Origin of the sequence: Fodinibius salsisoli, assembly GCF_026229185.1 — a bacterium.
In the GTDB taxonomy this organism is placed as follows: Bacteria; Bacteroidota; Rhodothermia; order Balneolales; family Balneolaceae; genus Fodinibius; species Fodinibius salsisoli.
Window position 1 is genome coordinate 183,955 of sequence record NZ_JAGGJA010000003.1, and the last position, 15,089, is coordinate 199,043.

The 15,089-nt window shown below is 44.2% G+C and carries 12 protein-coding genes; 5 read left to right on the forward strand and 7 right to left on the reverse strand.

Annotated elements, in window-relative coordinates; translation table 11 throughout:
• Positions 1-7 precede the first annotated feature (7 nt).
• Genes accC through J6I44_RS05785 form a run of 4 tightly spaced genes read left to right on the forward strand, consistent with a single transcriptional unit; the run spans position 8 to position 5,164 of the window.
• Complete coding sequence (gene accC / locus J6I44_RS05770; protein WP_265765057.1) at positions 8-1,357, forward strand: acetyl-CoA carboxylase biotin carboxylase subunit; 1,350 nt, start codon at positions 8-10, stop codon at positions 1,355-1,357.
• Positions 1,358-1,375: 18 nt separating this feature from the next.
• Complete coding sequence (gene gcvH, locus J6I44_RS05775; RefSeq protein WP_265765058.1) at positions 1,376-1,756, forward strand: glycine cleavage system protein GcvH; 381 nt, start codon at positions 1,376-1,378, stop codon at positions 1,754-1,756.
• Between the two features lie 51 nt (positions 1,757-1,807).
• Positions 1,808-3,358: a glutamine-hydrolyzing GMP synthase gene (gene guaA / locus J6I44_RS05780; RefSeq protein WP_265765059.1), complete on the forward strand. Its 1,551-nt coding sequence runs from the start codon at positions 1,808-1,810 to the stop codon at positions 3,356-3,358.
• Between the two features lie 60 nt (positions 3,359-3,418).
• Positions 3,419-5,164, forward strand: a complete 1,746-nt coding sequence (locus J6I44_RS05785; RefSeq protein WP_265765060.1) for an ABC transporter substrate-binding protein — start codon at positions 3,419-3,421, stop codon at positions 5,162-5,164.
• Between the two features lie 30 nt (positions 5,165-5,194).
• Here the strand turns inward: J6I44_RS05785 and mltG are convergent, their stop codons facing one another.
• The gene (gene mltG / locus J6I44_RS05790; RefSeq protein ID WP_265765061.1) at positions 5,195-6,241 is read right to left on the reverse strand and encodes an endolytic transglycosylase MltG; all 1,047 of its coding nucleotides are present in this window, start codon (positions 6,239-6,241) and stop codon (positions 5,195-5,197) included.
• Positions 6,242-6,257: 16 nt separating this feature from the next.
• Positions 6,258-6,977, reverse strand: a complete 720-nt coding sequence (locus tag J6I44_RS05795; RefSeq protein ID WP_265765062.1) for a Bax inhibitor-1/YccA family protein — start codon at positions 6,975-6,977, stop codon at positions 6,258-6,260.
• Between the two features lie 339 nt (positions 6,978-7,316).
• Between J6I44_RS05795 and J6I44_RS05800 the strand changes: the two genes are divergently transcribed.
• Positions 7,317-8,243, forward strand: coding sequence for an acyl-CoA desaturase (locus J6I44_RS05800; RefSeq protein ID WP_265765063.1), 927 nt, complete (start codon positions 7,317-7,319; stop codon positions 8,241-8,243).
• A 728-nt stretch (positions 8,244-8,971) separates the two neighbouring features.
• Here J6I44_RS05800 and J6I44_RS05805 read toward each other — a convergent pair.
• The 5 genes from J6I44_RS05805 to J6I44_RS05825 form a co-directional block, all read right to left on the reverse strand.
• Entirely contained in the window at positions 8,972-10,318 is a 1,347-nt protein-coding gene (locus J6I44_RS05805) for a Gfo/Idh/MocA family protein (RefSeq protein ID WP_265765064.1), read from the reverse strand.
• Between the two features lie 71 nt (positions 10,319-10,389).
• Complete coding sequence (locus J6I44_RS05810; RefSeq protein WP_265765065.1) at positions 10,390-11,376, reverse strand: formylglycine-generating enzyme family protein; 987 nt, start codon at positions 11,374-11,376, stop codon at positions 10,390-10,392.
• Between the two features lie 231 nt (positions 11,377-11,607).
• Complete coding sequence (locus J6I44_RS05815) at positions 11,608-12,387, reverse strand: 3-keto-disaccharide hydrolase (RefSeq protein WP_265765066.1); 780 nt, start codon at positions 12,385-12,387, stop codon at positions 11,608-11,610.
• 21 nt (positions 12,388-12,408) lie between these two features.
• Positions 12,409-13,428 carry an aldose epimerase family protein gene (locus J6I44_RS05820; protein ID WP_265765067.1) on the reverse strand — a complete coding sequence of 340 codons (1,020 nt, stop codon included), beginning with the start codon at positions 13,426-13,428 and terminating at the stop codon, positions 12,409-12,411.
• A 143-nt stretch (positions 13,429-13,571) separates the two neighbouring features.
• Entirely contained in the window at positions 13,572-14,987 is a 1,416-nt protein-coding gene (locus tag J6I44_RS05825; protein WP_265765068.1) for an alpha/beta hydrolase family protein, read from the reverse strand.
• Positions 14,988-15,089: the final 102 nt, after the last annotated feature.

Genomic DNA, 15,089 nt, shown 5'->3' on the forward strand with positions numbered 1-15,089 from the left:
ATAATTCATGTTTAATAAAATTCTTGTCGCCAACAGAGGCGAAATCGCTCTTCGAATTATTCGTACATGTAAAGAGATGGGGATTAAGACCGTCGCGGTTTATTCAACCGCCGATGCCGATAGTCTTCATGTAAAGTTTGCTGATGAGGCTGTCTGCATTGGTCCACCGGCCAGCAAGGAAAGCTATCTTAAAATTCCAAGCCTCCTCGCTGCTGCCGAAATCACCAATGCAGAGGCCATCCATCCCGGCTATGGCTTCCTTTCTGAAAAGGCAGAATTCTCTCGCATCTGTGCAGAACACGACATCAAATTCATTGGCCCCTCCCCTGATAGTATTGCTCGTATGGGGAATAAGACGATGGCCAAGGAAACCATGATCAATAACAACGTACCTGTCGTACCGGGCAGCGACGGTGTGGTTGAAAGCATTGAAGATGCCCGTAAGGTATGCAATGATATCGGCTATCCCGTTATCATTAAAGCTTCCTCGGGAGGCGGTGGCCGCGGAATGCGGATTGTTCATGAGGAGGAAAACCTGCAGAAATCATACAGCATGTGTAAGCAGGAGGCAAAATCGGCTTTCGATGATCCCGATGTGTATATCGAGAAGTTTGTCGAAGATCCTCATCATGTGGAAATCCAGATTCTGGCTGACCAACACGGCAATGTGATTCATCTTGGCGAGCGGGACTGTTCGTTGCAGCGGAGGCATCAGAAAATTTTGGAAGAATCCCCCTCCCCCCTGATGACGCCCGAATTACGGGAAGAAATGGGGCAGTCAGCTATTGATGCGGCTAAATCGGTAGATTACGAAGGTGCCGGGACGGTGGAGTTTTTGGTAGATAAAGACAAAAACTTCTACTTCATGGAAATGAATACCCGGATCCAGGTAGAGCATCCGGTCACCGAAGAAATTACCAATTATGATTTGGTTGCAGAGCAAATTAAGGTAGCTATGGGCCAAAAGCTGGAGGACAAAGAGCTGAAGATGCGCGGCCATGCCATAGAATGCCGAATTAACGCAGAAGATCCTGAGCATAACTTTCGTCCTTCTGCCGGAACCATCGAAGTGTTTCACACCCCCGGTGGTCACAGCGTCCGAGTTGACACTCATGCTTATGCCGGTTATCGGATTCCACCCCATTACGATTCCATGATTGCCAAGCTGATTGTAAGTGCTCCCACTCGTGAAGACGCCATAAAACGGATGCGTCGTTCCCTCGAAGAATTTATTATTGAGGGCATTAAAACAACGATTCCCTATCATATTCAGCTCATGGATGACGAAAACTTCCAGAAAGGAACTTTCAACACCAAATATCTCGAAGAAAAATTCAATTTTAACCCTGACAAGTAATTCATAACCCATAGTATTATGAGCCACCCACAGGATCTTAAATATACTAAAGAACACGAGTGGATTCGTGACAACGGCGATAACACCGCGACCATCGGCGTAACAGATTTCGCCCAGAGTGAGCTGGGTGATATCGTTTTTGTGGAACTGGAACCGGAAGGAACTGAGTTTGAAAAAGACGAGGTCTTCGGTACTGTAGAGGCCGTAAAGACGGTTTCAGAGCTTTTCGCTCCCGTTGATGGTGAAATCCTTGAAATTAATGACGCCCTTGAGGCCGAGCCTGAGCTTGTCAATGACGATCCTTACGGCGATGGCTGGATGGTTAAGGTTTCTTTATCGGATACCGCTCAGCTCGATGCGTTAATGTCTGCCGATGAGTATGACGAAATTGTAAGCTAACTTAACTTCTCAGCATCCGGCAAAGGATGCTTTTTTATTTATTTTTCACCTATGCAACATCGACCCTCTGACTGGATTCTCATACTTGATTACGGCTCTCAGTACACACAACTAATAGCTCGACGGGTTCGAGAGCTCAGCGTCTATTGTGAAATTCATCCCTTCAATAAAGATTTATCCGACTTTAAAGACCAGCCTCCTCAGGGCATCATCCTATCCGGCGGACCTAAAAGTGTTAATGATGAGGACGCCCCTGGTCTTAATACTGAAATTTTTGGGTGGGACGTTCCCGTCCTTGGTATTTGTTATGGCCTGCAGATCTTGGCACACGTTGAAATTCCGGGTAGCGTTGAAAAAGCAGATCGTCGGGAATTCGGGCGTTCTGATCTCATCGTAGATGACAGTACGGACTTATTTCAGAATATCCCGCAGGAATCGGTGGTCTGGATGAGTCATGGTGATCATATAAAAGAACTGTCTGCGGACTACGAAATTATCGCTCACACCGATAATGCAAGAGTAGCCGCCGTACGCCATAAACAAAAGCAGCTGTTTGGTGTTCAGTTTCATCCCGAAGTCGTTCATACCGTCTATGGGAAGCAGATCGTAAGAAATTTCGTCAATAAAATTTGTAAGCTCGAAGGAACGTGGACGGCGCAGTCTTTTATAGAGTCAACGGTGGAAGAGATTCGCGAACGAGTGGGAGATGCTCGTGTTCTTTGTGGGCTTAGCGGCGGGGTTGATTCTACCGTTGTCGCCACACTGGTCCATAAAGCTATTGGGGACCAGCTGCAGTGTATCTTTGTAGATAACGGCTTACTTCGTAAAAATGAATTCCAGGATGTACTGGATCTATATGAAGAAGAACTACATTTGCCCGTTAAAGGAGTAGACGCCTCAGATCGTTTTTTAGATGGTCTTGAAGGAGTTTTTGATCCTGAAAAAAAACGCAAGATTATCGGCAACATATTCATTGATGTCTTTGATGATATCGTTGAAGGAGATAATGATTTTAAATTTTTAGCCCAGGGAACCCTTTATCCTGACGTTATTGAAAGCATCTCATTTAAAGGACCTTCGGCTACCATCAAGTCTCATCATAATGTAGGCGGACTTCCCGAAGAAATGAACTTAGCGCTTGTAGAGCCGGTTCGAGAACTGTTTAAAGACGAAGTTCGTAATGTGGGTCGGCAATTGGGCATCCCGGATCACTTTATTAAGCGTCATCCCTTCCCTGGTCCTGGACTCGGAATCCGTATTATTTCTGATGTTACCAAAGAAAAATTAGACCTGTTACGCGAAGTCGATGACATCTTCATCAGTGAGCTACGTCAACAAGACCTTTACGATGAAGTTTGGCAAGCATTAGCCGTCTTATTACCAGTTCAAAGTGTCGGAGTGATGGGCGATGAGCGCACCTATGAATTTACGGCCGCTCTACGTGCCGTAACCAGTGTGGATGGCATGACCGCAGATTGGGCCCACCTGCCTCATCCTTTTTTGGCTCACGTATCCAATCGAATCATTAATGAGGTCCCGGGTATCAACCGTGTAGTCTACGATGTCAGTTCTAAACCTCCTTCCACTATTGAGTGGGAATAAGTCAGAACAAAACAGGCTACATCAGGTTTAATAATGTAGGAATATTCAACTTTTGATATTATGGAATCATATAGTCCGTATTTGGATAAGGTCCAAGCAGTACTGTTTTTGTTTATCTGCGTACTATTTGTTGGTACCGCCTCTCCCAAGCTTGTAAGTGGACAATCTTTTGATGAAGGAATCCAACTATACCAAGACGGAGAATATGCCAAAGCTGCTGCCCTATTTGATAAGATCCACACAAATAGAGGACTTTTGTTTGCCGGTAAAGCCTATTGGAATAGCCAAGATTTCAATACCGCCCGGAGTCGCTTACTGAAAGTAGCCGATGTAACGCCCCCACAACTTGCCTACGAGGCTACCTATACCCTCAGCCTGATTGATATAAGGCAAAAAAAGTATGGTGATGCCTTACCCAAGCTATTTAGGCTTACCCAGCAGCAGGATATGCCTCAAATAGCAACCCAAAGCCAAGAGCTTTACGAGGGGCTTCTACTGTATCTTACCTATAATCAGCGGCTGGAGATAATGCAGACGAGTGTCCCGGATACCATTTTATTTGATCTGACAGCCAATGCAATGGGACGAGTAGACTACAACTCAGCACAGATTTTGGTTACCAAAATGAAGAATATGGTGGATGATATCCCCTCTTCTCAAATCGATGAGCTCACCTCTCTCATAGAAAACGAACCTGAATACTTGCAACTCCAGGAAAAAACGAAATTAGAAGCTTTTGAAGGCTTGACCCATAATATTGGTATTGCCTTGCCGGCCTTTTCCCCAGACAAAAGAGAATACAGTGTTTCCAGAGGGCTTTATCTCGGTTTTATGCTTGCCGCTGAACAGTTCAACGAACAACATAAGATGAAGGTTAACTTCGTTTATGAAAATACCGGCGCAGAAGCAGATTCAGCCCAGAAAGCACTTGAATCGCTGAAAAATGCCGGCGTTGATGCTATACTTGGTCCCCTGTTCTCTGAGCGTGCCCAGACCATGGCTGAGGTCTCGAAACAATATCAGACCCCCATAATTGCTCCTCTTGCTAATTCAGCTTCTCTTACTGAGGATGAAGGCTATTTTTACCAAGTTAATCCCTCATTCGATGTTCACGGCCAAAATATGGCCGATTACGCCTATGAATCATTAAATGTTGACAGTGTTGCCATTATAGCTCAAAAGGGCTCTTTAGGAGCTATTTCAGCCAAAGCATTTCAAGAACAGTTCAAAAAAAAGGGCGGGGGAATTCCTCATTTCTTTGTTGAAGAACTTGGCCAGCGAGGAGAGGGATTGTCTCGATATTCACGCTTTTTAGCCGGTGACCCTGAAACAAATTCAATTTCGGCCGTGTATGCTCCGTTCACCGAAGAAGAAACGGCTCCGGCCTTGATCGATCACCTGCTGCGCCAGCTCAATACCCTGGAAAGTAATATCACTATTCTTGGATCACCAGAATGGGCAAACAGAAGCTTCTCATCTGATAAGATTGGTCAACGTCCCGTTTATTTTACCGAAAGCTTTTATACACAACCCAATAATACTCAAATAGATCGCTTTAAAATAGACTTTAGAAATCGATTTAGAACGGAAGCCAATCGCTTTGCCATGATTGGCTATGATACCGCTATGTTCTTACTAAATACCATTGAACGGGTGGTCAATCCTGGGTTACTTCAACAGGAATTAGTAAACCAGCCTCCCTATAATGGGCTGATTACAAATATTGACTTTAAGGGAAGCAATGTTAACCAGAAGCTCATGATCTTTAAATTAACAGATCGAGATAGCTACCTGGTAAGAGAGTAACCAATCTATGAGTTAGTTCTTTGGTTTGAATTAATTTTGGTCGTGTTGGCGCTCCCTCTGTCGCTTAATGCGATACTGTTTCTGGATCCATTCTCTCCACTCAGCACTCTTTCGTTGATGTTCCTGATAAGTCCTGGAAAAGTTGTGCGTCCCTTCTGGACTAGCGACCATATACAAGTACTCATGCTCAGCAGGAAATAAAGCTGCTTTAATTGAGGTTTCACTGGGATTTGTTATAGGCCCGGGGGGCAAACCGCTATGCAAATAGGTATTATAGGGATGATCGATCTTATAATCCTTGAATGTGAGTCTGCGACGTTCTCCTACTGCAAAATTTATGGTCGGATCGGCTTGCAGCCTCATTCCCGTTTCCAGGCGGTTCCAATATAAGCCACTAATGGTATCTTTCTCGCTGTCATTACCTGCCTCCCACTCAATAATGGAAGCCAGAGTCACAATCTCATTAACTGATTTATCCAGCTCCTTAAACCGCTCTTTATACTTTTCGGCTATACTTTGCTGGAAGGTATTCAGCAGCCGGGTTATCACTTCATCAGCGCTTGCTGTCCAATAAAACGAGTAGGTATTAGGATGTATACGTCCGATAATTTCTGTAGAATCAATACCCTGTTTGGCTAAAAAAGTACTGTCTTTGAGAGTGTTTGCCAATGATAAAGAGTCAAACCTAAATGACTGGGCAATGCGTTGTGTAATTTGTGACTGGGAATAGCCGGGTAAGACGGTGAGCCGGATAGGATCTTGAAGCCCACGACCCAATTTAGAAAAGAGCTCTTTATAAGAGCTTTCAGGCTCAAATTGATAATGCCCCGCTTTAAAATTTTTCCAATGGAGCGTTCCAACGGCCCAGTCAAATTCTTTTTTTCTTTTAAGAAGCCCTTTTGTTAAAAGCGTATCAGCCAGTCCTTCTGGGCCAAGGCTACTGCTAAGATAGATATGTACCACCTCATCACTGGTAAGAGCCGGGCTGTTATAAAGTCTCGTCCAGCGCGATCCAGCGATTACCAAAGCTACAATTACCCAAAGGGAAAATCCGAAAGCAAATTCTCTGAAGTTCAAAAATCCTATTTTATTATTATCGACGTTGTAGTTTAGAAAGGAGTCGCAACAGTTCGATGTATAACCAAACCAGGGTAATCATAAGTCCAAATGAAGTGTACCACTCAAAGTACTCCGGGGCATTTGCTTGCACTCCTTGTTCAATCATATCGAAATCCAGTACCAGGTTTAACGCTGCCACGCCCACAACCAACAAGCTAAAGCCGATGCTCATCATCCCTGTTCCGTGCAGCAATCCAAAGTTTATACCAAAGAAGCTTAGTATAAAACTTGCCACATAAACCAGTGCTATTCCACCGGTTGCCGCCACTACTCCCATTCTAAACTTTTGGGTAACTTCAATGAGGCCCGATCGATAAGCCATCAGCATAGCTGCGAAGGTTCCCAGTGTTAACAGTACGGCATTGAAAACGATACCCTCATACATACTGGCATACTGCAGAGAAATACCCCCAAGGAAAAGCCCTTCTAAGCCTGCATAGATAGGAGCCGTAATTGGCGACCATTCCTTCTTAAAAATGGTAACCATAGCGACAATAAATCCCCCGATTGCACCTCCCCAAATAAAGGGAGCCGAAGGCTGGTACCAGCTAATGGCTGCACCCAATAACAGAATAAAAAATAGGATAGCCGTTTTATTGATGGTCCCGCTTATGGTCATTGTTCTTTGGCCAGGCGCAACTTGATCAACTTGCTGAAATGTCTTTTGAGATAATGTGGGATTACCGGTTCTCATAGATGTCTTTTCTTTTAAAATTCAGGCGCAATATATCATCTGAGTCATCAAAATAACAATCTCAGAGATAAATTATTTTATAAGCACTTAGATGTAACTTTTAATTTCATTAGTCCGTATGCATAACCCTAAAGAGTAATATTTTTGGACGCTCCTAAATGTCCAAATGCCCTAAAAAAGCTCTCAGCCCTGACCGGTTGAGAGCTTTTTCATTTGTCAATGAAAACCCTTAAAAGTTATATACAGAAGATTACAATCCTTCACACAATTGTACTTTCTCCTAACCCATTCAAATCCTTATATTCCGTGCGAATTATTTCATAACCAATTTGAAGCTGGATGGAAGCACCATATACTCCTGAAAAATACGACAAAAAACTGGATCGAATTAACTGGGTTAGTGGAATCCCCTTTATTCTCTTACACTTGGGATGCTTCCTTGTCTTTTGGGTGGAATTCAGCTGGGTAGCCCTGGCAGCACTGTTCTTGAGCTATACTGTTCGTATGTTTGGGATTACCGCAGGATTTCACCGCTACTTTTCGCATCGTACCTTTAAGACCAGCCGGGTATTCCAGTTTTGTTTGGCTTGGCTGGGCACCTCAAGTGCTCAAAAAGGACCACTTTGGTGGGCCGCTCACCATCGTCATCATCACAAATATTCTGACACCGAAAAAGATGTACACTCTCCCGTTCAGCGCAGTCTATGGTGGTCGCACGTTGGATGGATTCTGAGTAATCGGTTTAAGGAGACGAATTCTAAGATGGTGAAAGATCTTTCTAAATTTCCCGAACTCAAATTTTTAAACAATTATCATCTTTTACCTCCCATCATTCTTGCAGTAGGGACTTTCGTAACCGGAGCATTGCTCGATTACTATTTTCCCTCGTTAGGCACCTCGGGCTTACAGTTTTTTGTCTATGGATTTATTTTGAGTACTGTTCTATTATACCACGGAACTTTTACGGTTAACTCGCTGGCCCACGTATTTGGCAAACGCCGATTTAAGACCAAGGATGACAGCCGCAACAACTGGTTTATTTCACTCATCACGCTGGGCGAAGGCTGGCATAATAATCACCATCGGTTCCCTTCTTCCGAGCGGCAGGGCTTTTACTGGTGGGAATTCGACTTCTCTCATTATGGACTGAAAGTACTGTCGTGGTTCAAACTGGTATGGGATTTACGCGTGCCTCCACAACGAGTATACGCAGATCATAAAATATTCAAACGTCCACCGGATGTTATTGAACATCCCCAATCATAAGTAAGTCAAGTTATATTCGTTTATTGAAGACTTTGCAAATGGGCATACTGAGCCTCTGCTGCTAAGTTGCTGCAGCCCACTTAGCAAGTGGACCGCACCTTGGAAAAGTAGGAACATTTTTATTTGACCAGCATCGATCTGGAGGGACACGGCGTGCTGTGTCTCAAGCCCGGAGGGAGTTGAACTCCCGCTTTAGATAAAAATGGTCTACAAAAGAACCGGAGTATAACCCCCTTGATGCTAAGTGGAACTAATGATAAACGTGCCAGGCACTTTGGAAGTGCCTGGCACGTAATCAATCCGGCGATGGGCTGTTAACCTTCTCAAGCTTTAGTACACATTAGAGGTGTACTAAAGCTATTAGACGCATGTAATGCGTCTCTACAACCATATTTGAGATTATTTAAAACTTAACATTCCCGGGCACTTTGCTCATTAAAGGGCTATCCTTGGCGCGGGGATGATTCCCACGCTTCCAAGACCTCATCGAGCGTCTGTGGGTGACGTCCGGTGAGTGAATAGTAGAAAAAAAATAAATGCACGAGCGAGACACTCGCGCATGTTGCAACATAAAAAGGTCGGTAGCCTCTCCCATTCGTCCAACTTCAACCCCAGAAGCCGGACGAAAATTCAACCCCTTTGAGGGTTATTTATATATAAAAAAGCGCTAACACCCAAGGCATTAGCGCTTTAAAATTTGCAGATGAATAGGTAACGGAGTTAAAAAATCAACTCAGTACCTCAGTCACTCCCGGTGTAGGTATGGGATAATCCCCGTTTTCATCCGGAACTACAGGAGGCTGGGCATCCCAGGAAAAAGAATCGGTATCTGGCACCAATCTTTTTGTTGAACTCATGGCATCATCCCATGAAATAACTTTTCCTGAATAAGTAGCCATTCTACCCATGATGGCTGTCAGCGTACTTTTAGCTCCGTATTCCGTATTGTTGATCACTTCCCCATTCCGGATAGAAGCAAAAAGCTCATCGTGCTCCTGTTGGTAAGGATTGGGGTCATCAGTGGCTTTGTGGTTATAGATAATGTCACCATTCCAATTTTTAATCACTCCTTTATCGCCCTGCGTATCGACGGTTCCTTTTGTAGTTTGGAAAAATTCGGAGACTCGATTCATGGTATCAGGCTGGTGGCGGCACTGACTGCTTATGACCGCGCCACCGGGATAGGTAAACTCAACAAAATGATGATCAAATATCTGTCCGTGATCCTTACCATTACGAACTTCACGGCCTCCCATGCCCTGGGCGGATACCGGATATTCCCCAATCATCCAGTTAGCAACATCAATATTATGAATATGCTGCTCCAGGATATGATCACCACATAGCCAGGTAAAGTAATACCAGTTCCGCATCTGGTATTCCATCTCGGTCTGTTCAGGCTGGCGGGGGCGTTCCCAAACACCGGCACTATTCCAATAAACCTGTCCGGATACTATATCACCTGCGTCTCCTCCGTGCACTCTCTTAGCTACTTCGCGGTAGCTATTTTGATAGTGCCGCTGAAGGCCAACAACAACATTGAGATTTTTCTTTTCAGCAAGCTTGCCGACTTCCAGTACCTTCTGGATTCCCGGCGCATCCGTTGCCAGGGGTTTCTCCATAAACACATGTTTATCAGCTTTTATAGCGGCCTCAAAATGCATGGGCCGGAAACCGGGAGGTGTTGTCAATATGACCACATCAGCCAGTTCAATAGCCTTCTTATAACCATTAAAACCCGTAAACTTGTGTTCCTCAGGCACATTCAGCTGATCCGTTTCACCAAACTTTTTAGATAAGGTGGAGTAACTGTCATCCAGTCGATCTCTAAAAGCATCAGCCATAGCTACTAACTGGTTGCCACTATCGGCGGTCAGTGCCTGGTTAGCAGCACCCGTGCCACGTCCACCACAGCCGATAAGTGCAATTTTTAGTGTTTGATTGCTATTTTTTCGGTTCATTGCTCCCATTGCTGGAATCGTACTTAATAGCATACCACCGGCGGCAAGCGATGCACTTTTACAAAAATATCGACGAGAGATGGAACTATTTTTTTTGTCTTTATCTTGTGACATAACGGTACCTTATCATTCTATATTTAATGTGAATTAATTTTTATAACATATTGCGCAGCAATTGATAGCAATCATATATCTTCAATGGCTTCTAACCAATATTTTTCTATTTCTTCTTTTGAAGGTGGATTCTTGGGACGTACTAATCTAAATCCGACAAAGGAGGCATCAGTGAGCCACCAAAGACTTTTAGGAAGTTGAGGGTCACGCTGTTTCCAACGTGACTTCGATCCACGTCGAGCCGCACACCTCAATGCACTGGGGTCATCCTGCCAGCTCCCCCCTCTAACCGAACGAGGGTAAAGTTCATCAGGTCGAAACCAGGGATTTTCAGCCTCTTCCCCTTCAAGACTGTCAAAATAATTTGCCTTATATTGATCCATCGTCCACTCAGCGACATTTCCATGAATATCATACAACTCGAAAGCATTGGGCTCTTTCATGCCAATTTTATGATACTTCTCGGTACTGTTGTCTTCATACCATGCGTATTTGTCTAACTCTTCAGGATCTTCACCATAGGAGTACGCTGATTGACTACCAGCCCTGCAGGCATATTCCCACTCAGCTTCAGTCGGCAGACGGTAAAAATGACCGGTCTCGGCAGTAAGCCATTTAGCGTACATCACCGCAGCATACTGTGTCATGTTGATAGCCGGGAAGCCATCACGCCCCATTCCAAAACTCATATCAATATATGGCGGCGTTGGCAGCGATACCGCATCTGCTTGTATAGCCACTTCCCCTTCTTCAGCCGGAGAAGTCACATCATCTAATTTTTCTTCCACAAATAGATCGTATTCTTGCCAGGTAACCTCATACTGTGCCATCCAAAATGGATTAACCCGAACTTTTTTTTGTGGACCTTCATCTTCCTCTCTACCGGACTCTTCCCGGGGACTCCCCATTAAAAAAGTACCCCCTTCAATAGGAACCATCTCAATTTGTTGATCAGAGCCAGGGATCGCTTCCTCGTAGGGGCTGAAATCCTGGGCCAAAGCATGATTGGCTAAGCCGATAAACACACACAGGGATGCTAATAAATAAAATTTATTCATAATGAAATGCAGCAATTTCAAAAAAGAACGTTTAGTTACAATTATTACTGGATTTAAAGTTATAACAGCTCCCGATCTGCCCTTTCCCCTTCTGGATATCTGATCCAAGAGCAGAATCGTTTTAGCCGTTATGCACCAAGGTGCTATAATAGTTGATAGATCATAGTAATATTACGACCGATATGCAATTTTTTTTAATCCTTTTGCATACTAAGTTGCAACATCTTTGAGTTACTCTTCGGCCAGGCCTCGAACCCAGATATTTCGAAAGCTAACGGGATTACTATGATCTTGTAGCATCAGTGAAGCTTTTTGGGAATGGGCTTCATAACTGGGATGACCGATATATTCCGTTGGTCCCTCGAGCTCTACATCATGCTGTACAAGTACTCCGTTCCAAAATAGGGTAACACGTGCCGGAGATTCTAAGCTACCATCTTCAGCAAATTTTGGGGCAATAAATATGATGTCATAACTCTGCCACTCTCCTGCGGGACGTGCTGCATTTGCTAACGGGATGTGTTGCTTATAAATACTACCTGCCATCCCATTAACGTACGTTTCGTTATTATAGGCATCCAACACCTGCACTTCATATCTCTTTTGCAAGAAAATTCCACTATTTCCCCGCCCCTGTCCTTCACCTTCAATTTTTTCTGGGGCACGCCACTCAACGTGGAGCTGTACTGAACCGAACTCTTTTTTTGTCTCTATTGCTCCGGTTCCTTTAACAACAGTCATATGATCATCACTTGACTCCCAACTGGGCTTATTGCCTTCAGCAGTCTGCCATTCAGCAAAATCGGAACCATCAAAAAGCACCGTTGCATCAGAAGGTGGTGGAGACGGACTAAAAGCTCCGGGATCTACTTTGGGAGGAACAGGTTCCCAAACTTCTGTATCTTCAGGTTTCATTTCTTGTTCTTGGGCACATGAAGATCCGGTAGCGACAAATATAATCAACAGTGATGCGGCACAGGTGATTAAAGTAAAGGGTATGTTATTTTTCATAGCACTATTAAATTAGGTCGATTAGTTATTGAGTGATAAAATAGTTTTCCACCGATAGGTTTCGTATGCATCCAAAATAGCAGATGGAAAGTGATCGTGATGCGGAGCATCAGGGAAATGCTGTGGTTCCAGGCAAAACGCAGATGTAATACCTTTAACCGGCCTCTCACAGGTATAAAACTGGAGTCCGGGCTCTGAGGTATGAATTTCTAAGCTACGTCCGGTCTCTGGTTCCTCAACACGAGCCGCAAAAATCATATCGGCTTCCCTTTCCCGATTTAGGATTAAGTTATGGTCATATCCTCTTGTATGCTGTAAATAAGGATGGGCAGCCTGTCGTTCTTTGCCAATGGGTTTAGGACTATTAAAATCGAGTGGACTTCCCTCCACTGAAAGGAGTTCTCCAGTTGGTAGTAAGTTCTGGTCCACCTCCAAAAACTGATCGGCTGGGATCGTTAACAGGTGGTGATCAACAGAACCGCCATTGTTTACGCCAAGAAGATTATAGTATGGATGGTGAGTCATATTAAGTATTGTTCGCTCATCCGATTCTGCTTTGAACGTTATTTCAAGCTTATCCTCATCGGTCAAAGTATAGGTAACACTTATCCCCAAATTTCCGGGATATCCAGCCTCGCCATCTTCGGATCGATATGATAACCGAAGCCGCTGAGCATCAATCTGATAGGCGCCCCATATCACATTATGAAATCCCACCGGGCCGCCGTGCAGATGGTGATTGCGCTCATTTTTGGGAAGCTGGTACTCTTTACCATCCAAACTAAATTTTCCTTCTGAAATACGGTTCGCATAACGACCGATGACGGCTCCAAAAAAGTTGCCTTTGTCGTCTAATATATCCTGCATCGATGAATGTCCAACAATGATATTATCTAACTCACCTTCCTTATCAGGCGTGAGAAGCTCTATTAAACGAGCACCGTAATTTGTTATCGAAGCTTTTAGTCCATTGTTATTGGTAAGCGTATACAGATCAACGGCTGTATCATTCAGTGTTCCTTGAAAATCTACCCTGTCCAATCTCTTAGTATTGTTTAAAATTTTTCATCAAAAAATTATATGAAAACTAAACAAAAAACCGAAGTTTTAATTTGATTAGTTTTGTTGGTATAAGTTTAGGATTTCTCATGAAAGGATGATGCCTTAATTAACTGTAATAATTGCTAATCCGATAAATAACGGCTTGCAAATTCCAGGAAGTAGGGCCAGTTAGGGGCATCGGTATGTCCTCCTTTATGCTGCCGAAAAGCAATCTCTCCTTCCATCAACCCCACACCGATATTGGGTATGCTATCCGATCCGACTCCTTTTTTATCAAACAATTCATAAACGGGTCCGGCATGCTTGGCAGCCAAAAACTGGCCCTCATTATCCATCCATCGTCCTTCTACCTCAGGAGAACCGGTACTAATAAAAACAGGTCTCGGTGCACACATCGCAATGAGTTCGTGGGTATCAACCTTTAAATGGCTGGCATTCAGTGGGCCCGCATACTTAATCAAGTTGCCTGCGAACCAATGGAACTCACCGGAGGAGCCTAAAATCCCAATCGTTTCGCCATAATTTCTACGGTATAAGGTTGCTCCTCCCTTGCCCGATGAACCGATAAGGGCTATAGCAAAACGTGGATCATAAGCCATTGTAACAAGAGCTGCCTTCCCATACCGGGAGACGCCTTCTATACCTACTTTCTGGGCATCAACATTAACATCTTGCTTTAAATAATCCAGCACCTTGCCAGCGCCCCATGCCCAGGCTCGCAGTGCTCCCCATTCATCAGGAGCACGCAGGTCCCCCTTATTGACTAACCCTATAATACCTTCTTTCAGACCTGCTCCATGGTCTGGTTGTACACTGGTAGGAATATATGTTGCATACCCCCACCCTTTCTGGAGTACCTGGAATTTCCATCGGTCATACGAATCGGGTAACTCAATGCCGGGAGGAAAATCATATCCCAAATGAATCATAGCGGGTACTTTAGTATCTGTGTCTGCAGGTGTTACTAAAGTCAGCTCAATATTCACTTCTACCGCAGGATAAACCGAATTATCAACTTGACCCACCAGCTTTTTCTTTAATGCTGCAATGCCGTTAATGGTAGTATCGGATGTAGATAGAACCTTCCAATGTACACTGGGCAATTTTTCAGGAATCTTACCATAGATTTCCTCATTAAAATACCGGCGTAGCTCGGGACGCTTATGCTCCCACCAAAGCTGTGGAGAAGAAACTTTAGTTCCATCATTTAACCGCAATGGATCCGGAAGTTGTGGATAGGGATTTGCTTTTGCCTCCTCATAGTTCGTCCATTTACCCCACGGTCCCCGGATGTAGGTATTCCCCTCCTCATCGGTCCAGTTAGAGGAACCTTCTTCTTGAAAAGTATAAGCCGGACGGTCAGGATCTTCAGCGTGTGGGGGCAGAGTGTCGGGAAGTGAAATGTCCAGTAAATTCAGCATCCTATTCCAATGCAGCCTGCTCAGGCGGTCTTGTTCTTCCCTATTATTTTGTGCCCAACAGGGGATAACGGCAAGTAAAATTCCGAGAATCGTCAGAGGTACTTTGATGTTCTTCATAATTAGAGAGCTATATTTATTTTGATACATTTGTTTCAAAAGGAGGAGCTGGCAGTCCTTCATCATTATACAAATTTGCATTTTCCTGATTGTCAGCCCAGG

What these genes read in the sequence shown, in the direction of transcription:
- accC (WP_265765057.1), top strand. Translation starts at nt 8, where the DNA reads ATGTTTAATAAAATTCTTGTCGCCAACAGAGGCGAAATCGCTCTTCGA.
- gcvH (WP_265765058.1), top strand. Translation starts at nt 1,376, where the DNA reads ATGAGCCACCCACAGGATCTTAAATATACTAAAGAACACGAGTGGATT.
- guaA (WP_265765059.1), top strand. Translation starts at nt 1,808, where the DNA reads ATGCAACATCGACCCTCTGACTGGATTCTCATACTTGATTACGGCTCT.
- J6I44_RS05785 (WP_265765060.1), top strand. Translation starts at nt 3,419, where the DNA reads ATGGAATCATATAGTCCGTATTTGGATAAGGTCCAAGCAGTACTGTTT.
- J6I44_RS05795 (WP_265765062.1), bottom strand. Translation starts at nt 6,977, where the DNA reads ATGAGAACCGGTAATCCCACATTATCTCAAAAGACATTTCAGCAAGTT.
- J6I44_RS05800 (WP_265765063.1), top strand. Translation starts at nt 7,317, where the DNA reads ATGGAAGCACCATATACTCCTGAAAAATACGACAAAAAACTGGATCGA.
- J6I44_RS05805 (WP_265765064.1), bottom strand. Translation starts at nt 10,318, where the DNA reads ATGTCACAAGATAAAGACAAAAAAAATAGTTCCATCTCTCGTCGATAT.
- J6I44_RS05810 (WP_265765065.1), bottom strand. Translation starts at nt 11,376, where the DNA reads ATGAATAAATTTTATTTATTAGCATCCCTGTGTGTGTTTATCGGCTTA.
- J6I44_RS05815 (WP_265765066.1), bottom strand. Translation starts at nt 12,387, where the DNA reads ATGAAAAATAACATACCCTTTACTTTAATCACCTGTGCCGCATCACTG.
- J6I44_RS05825 (WP_265765068.1), bottom strand. Translation starts at nt 14,987, where the DNA reads ATGAAGAACATCAAAGTACCTCTGACGATTCTCGGAATTTTACTTGCC.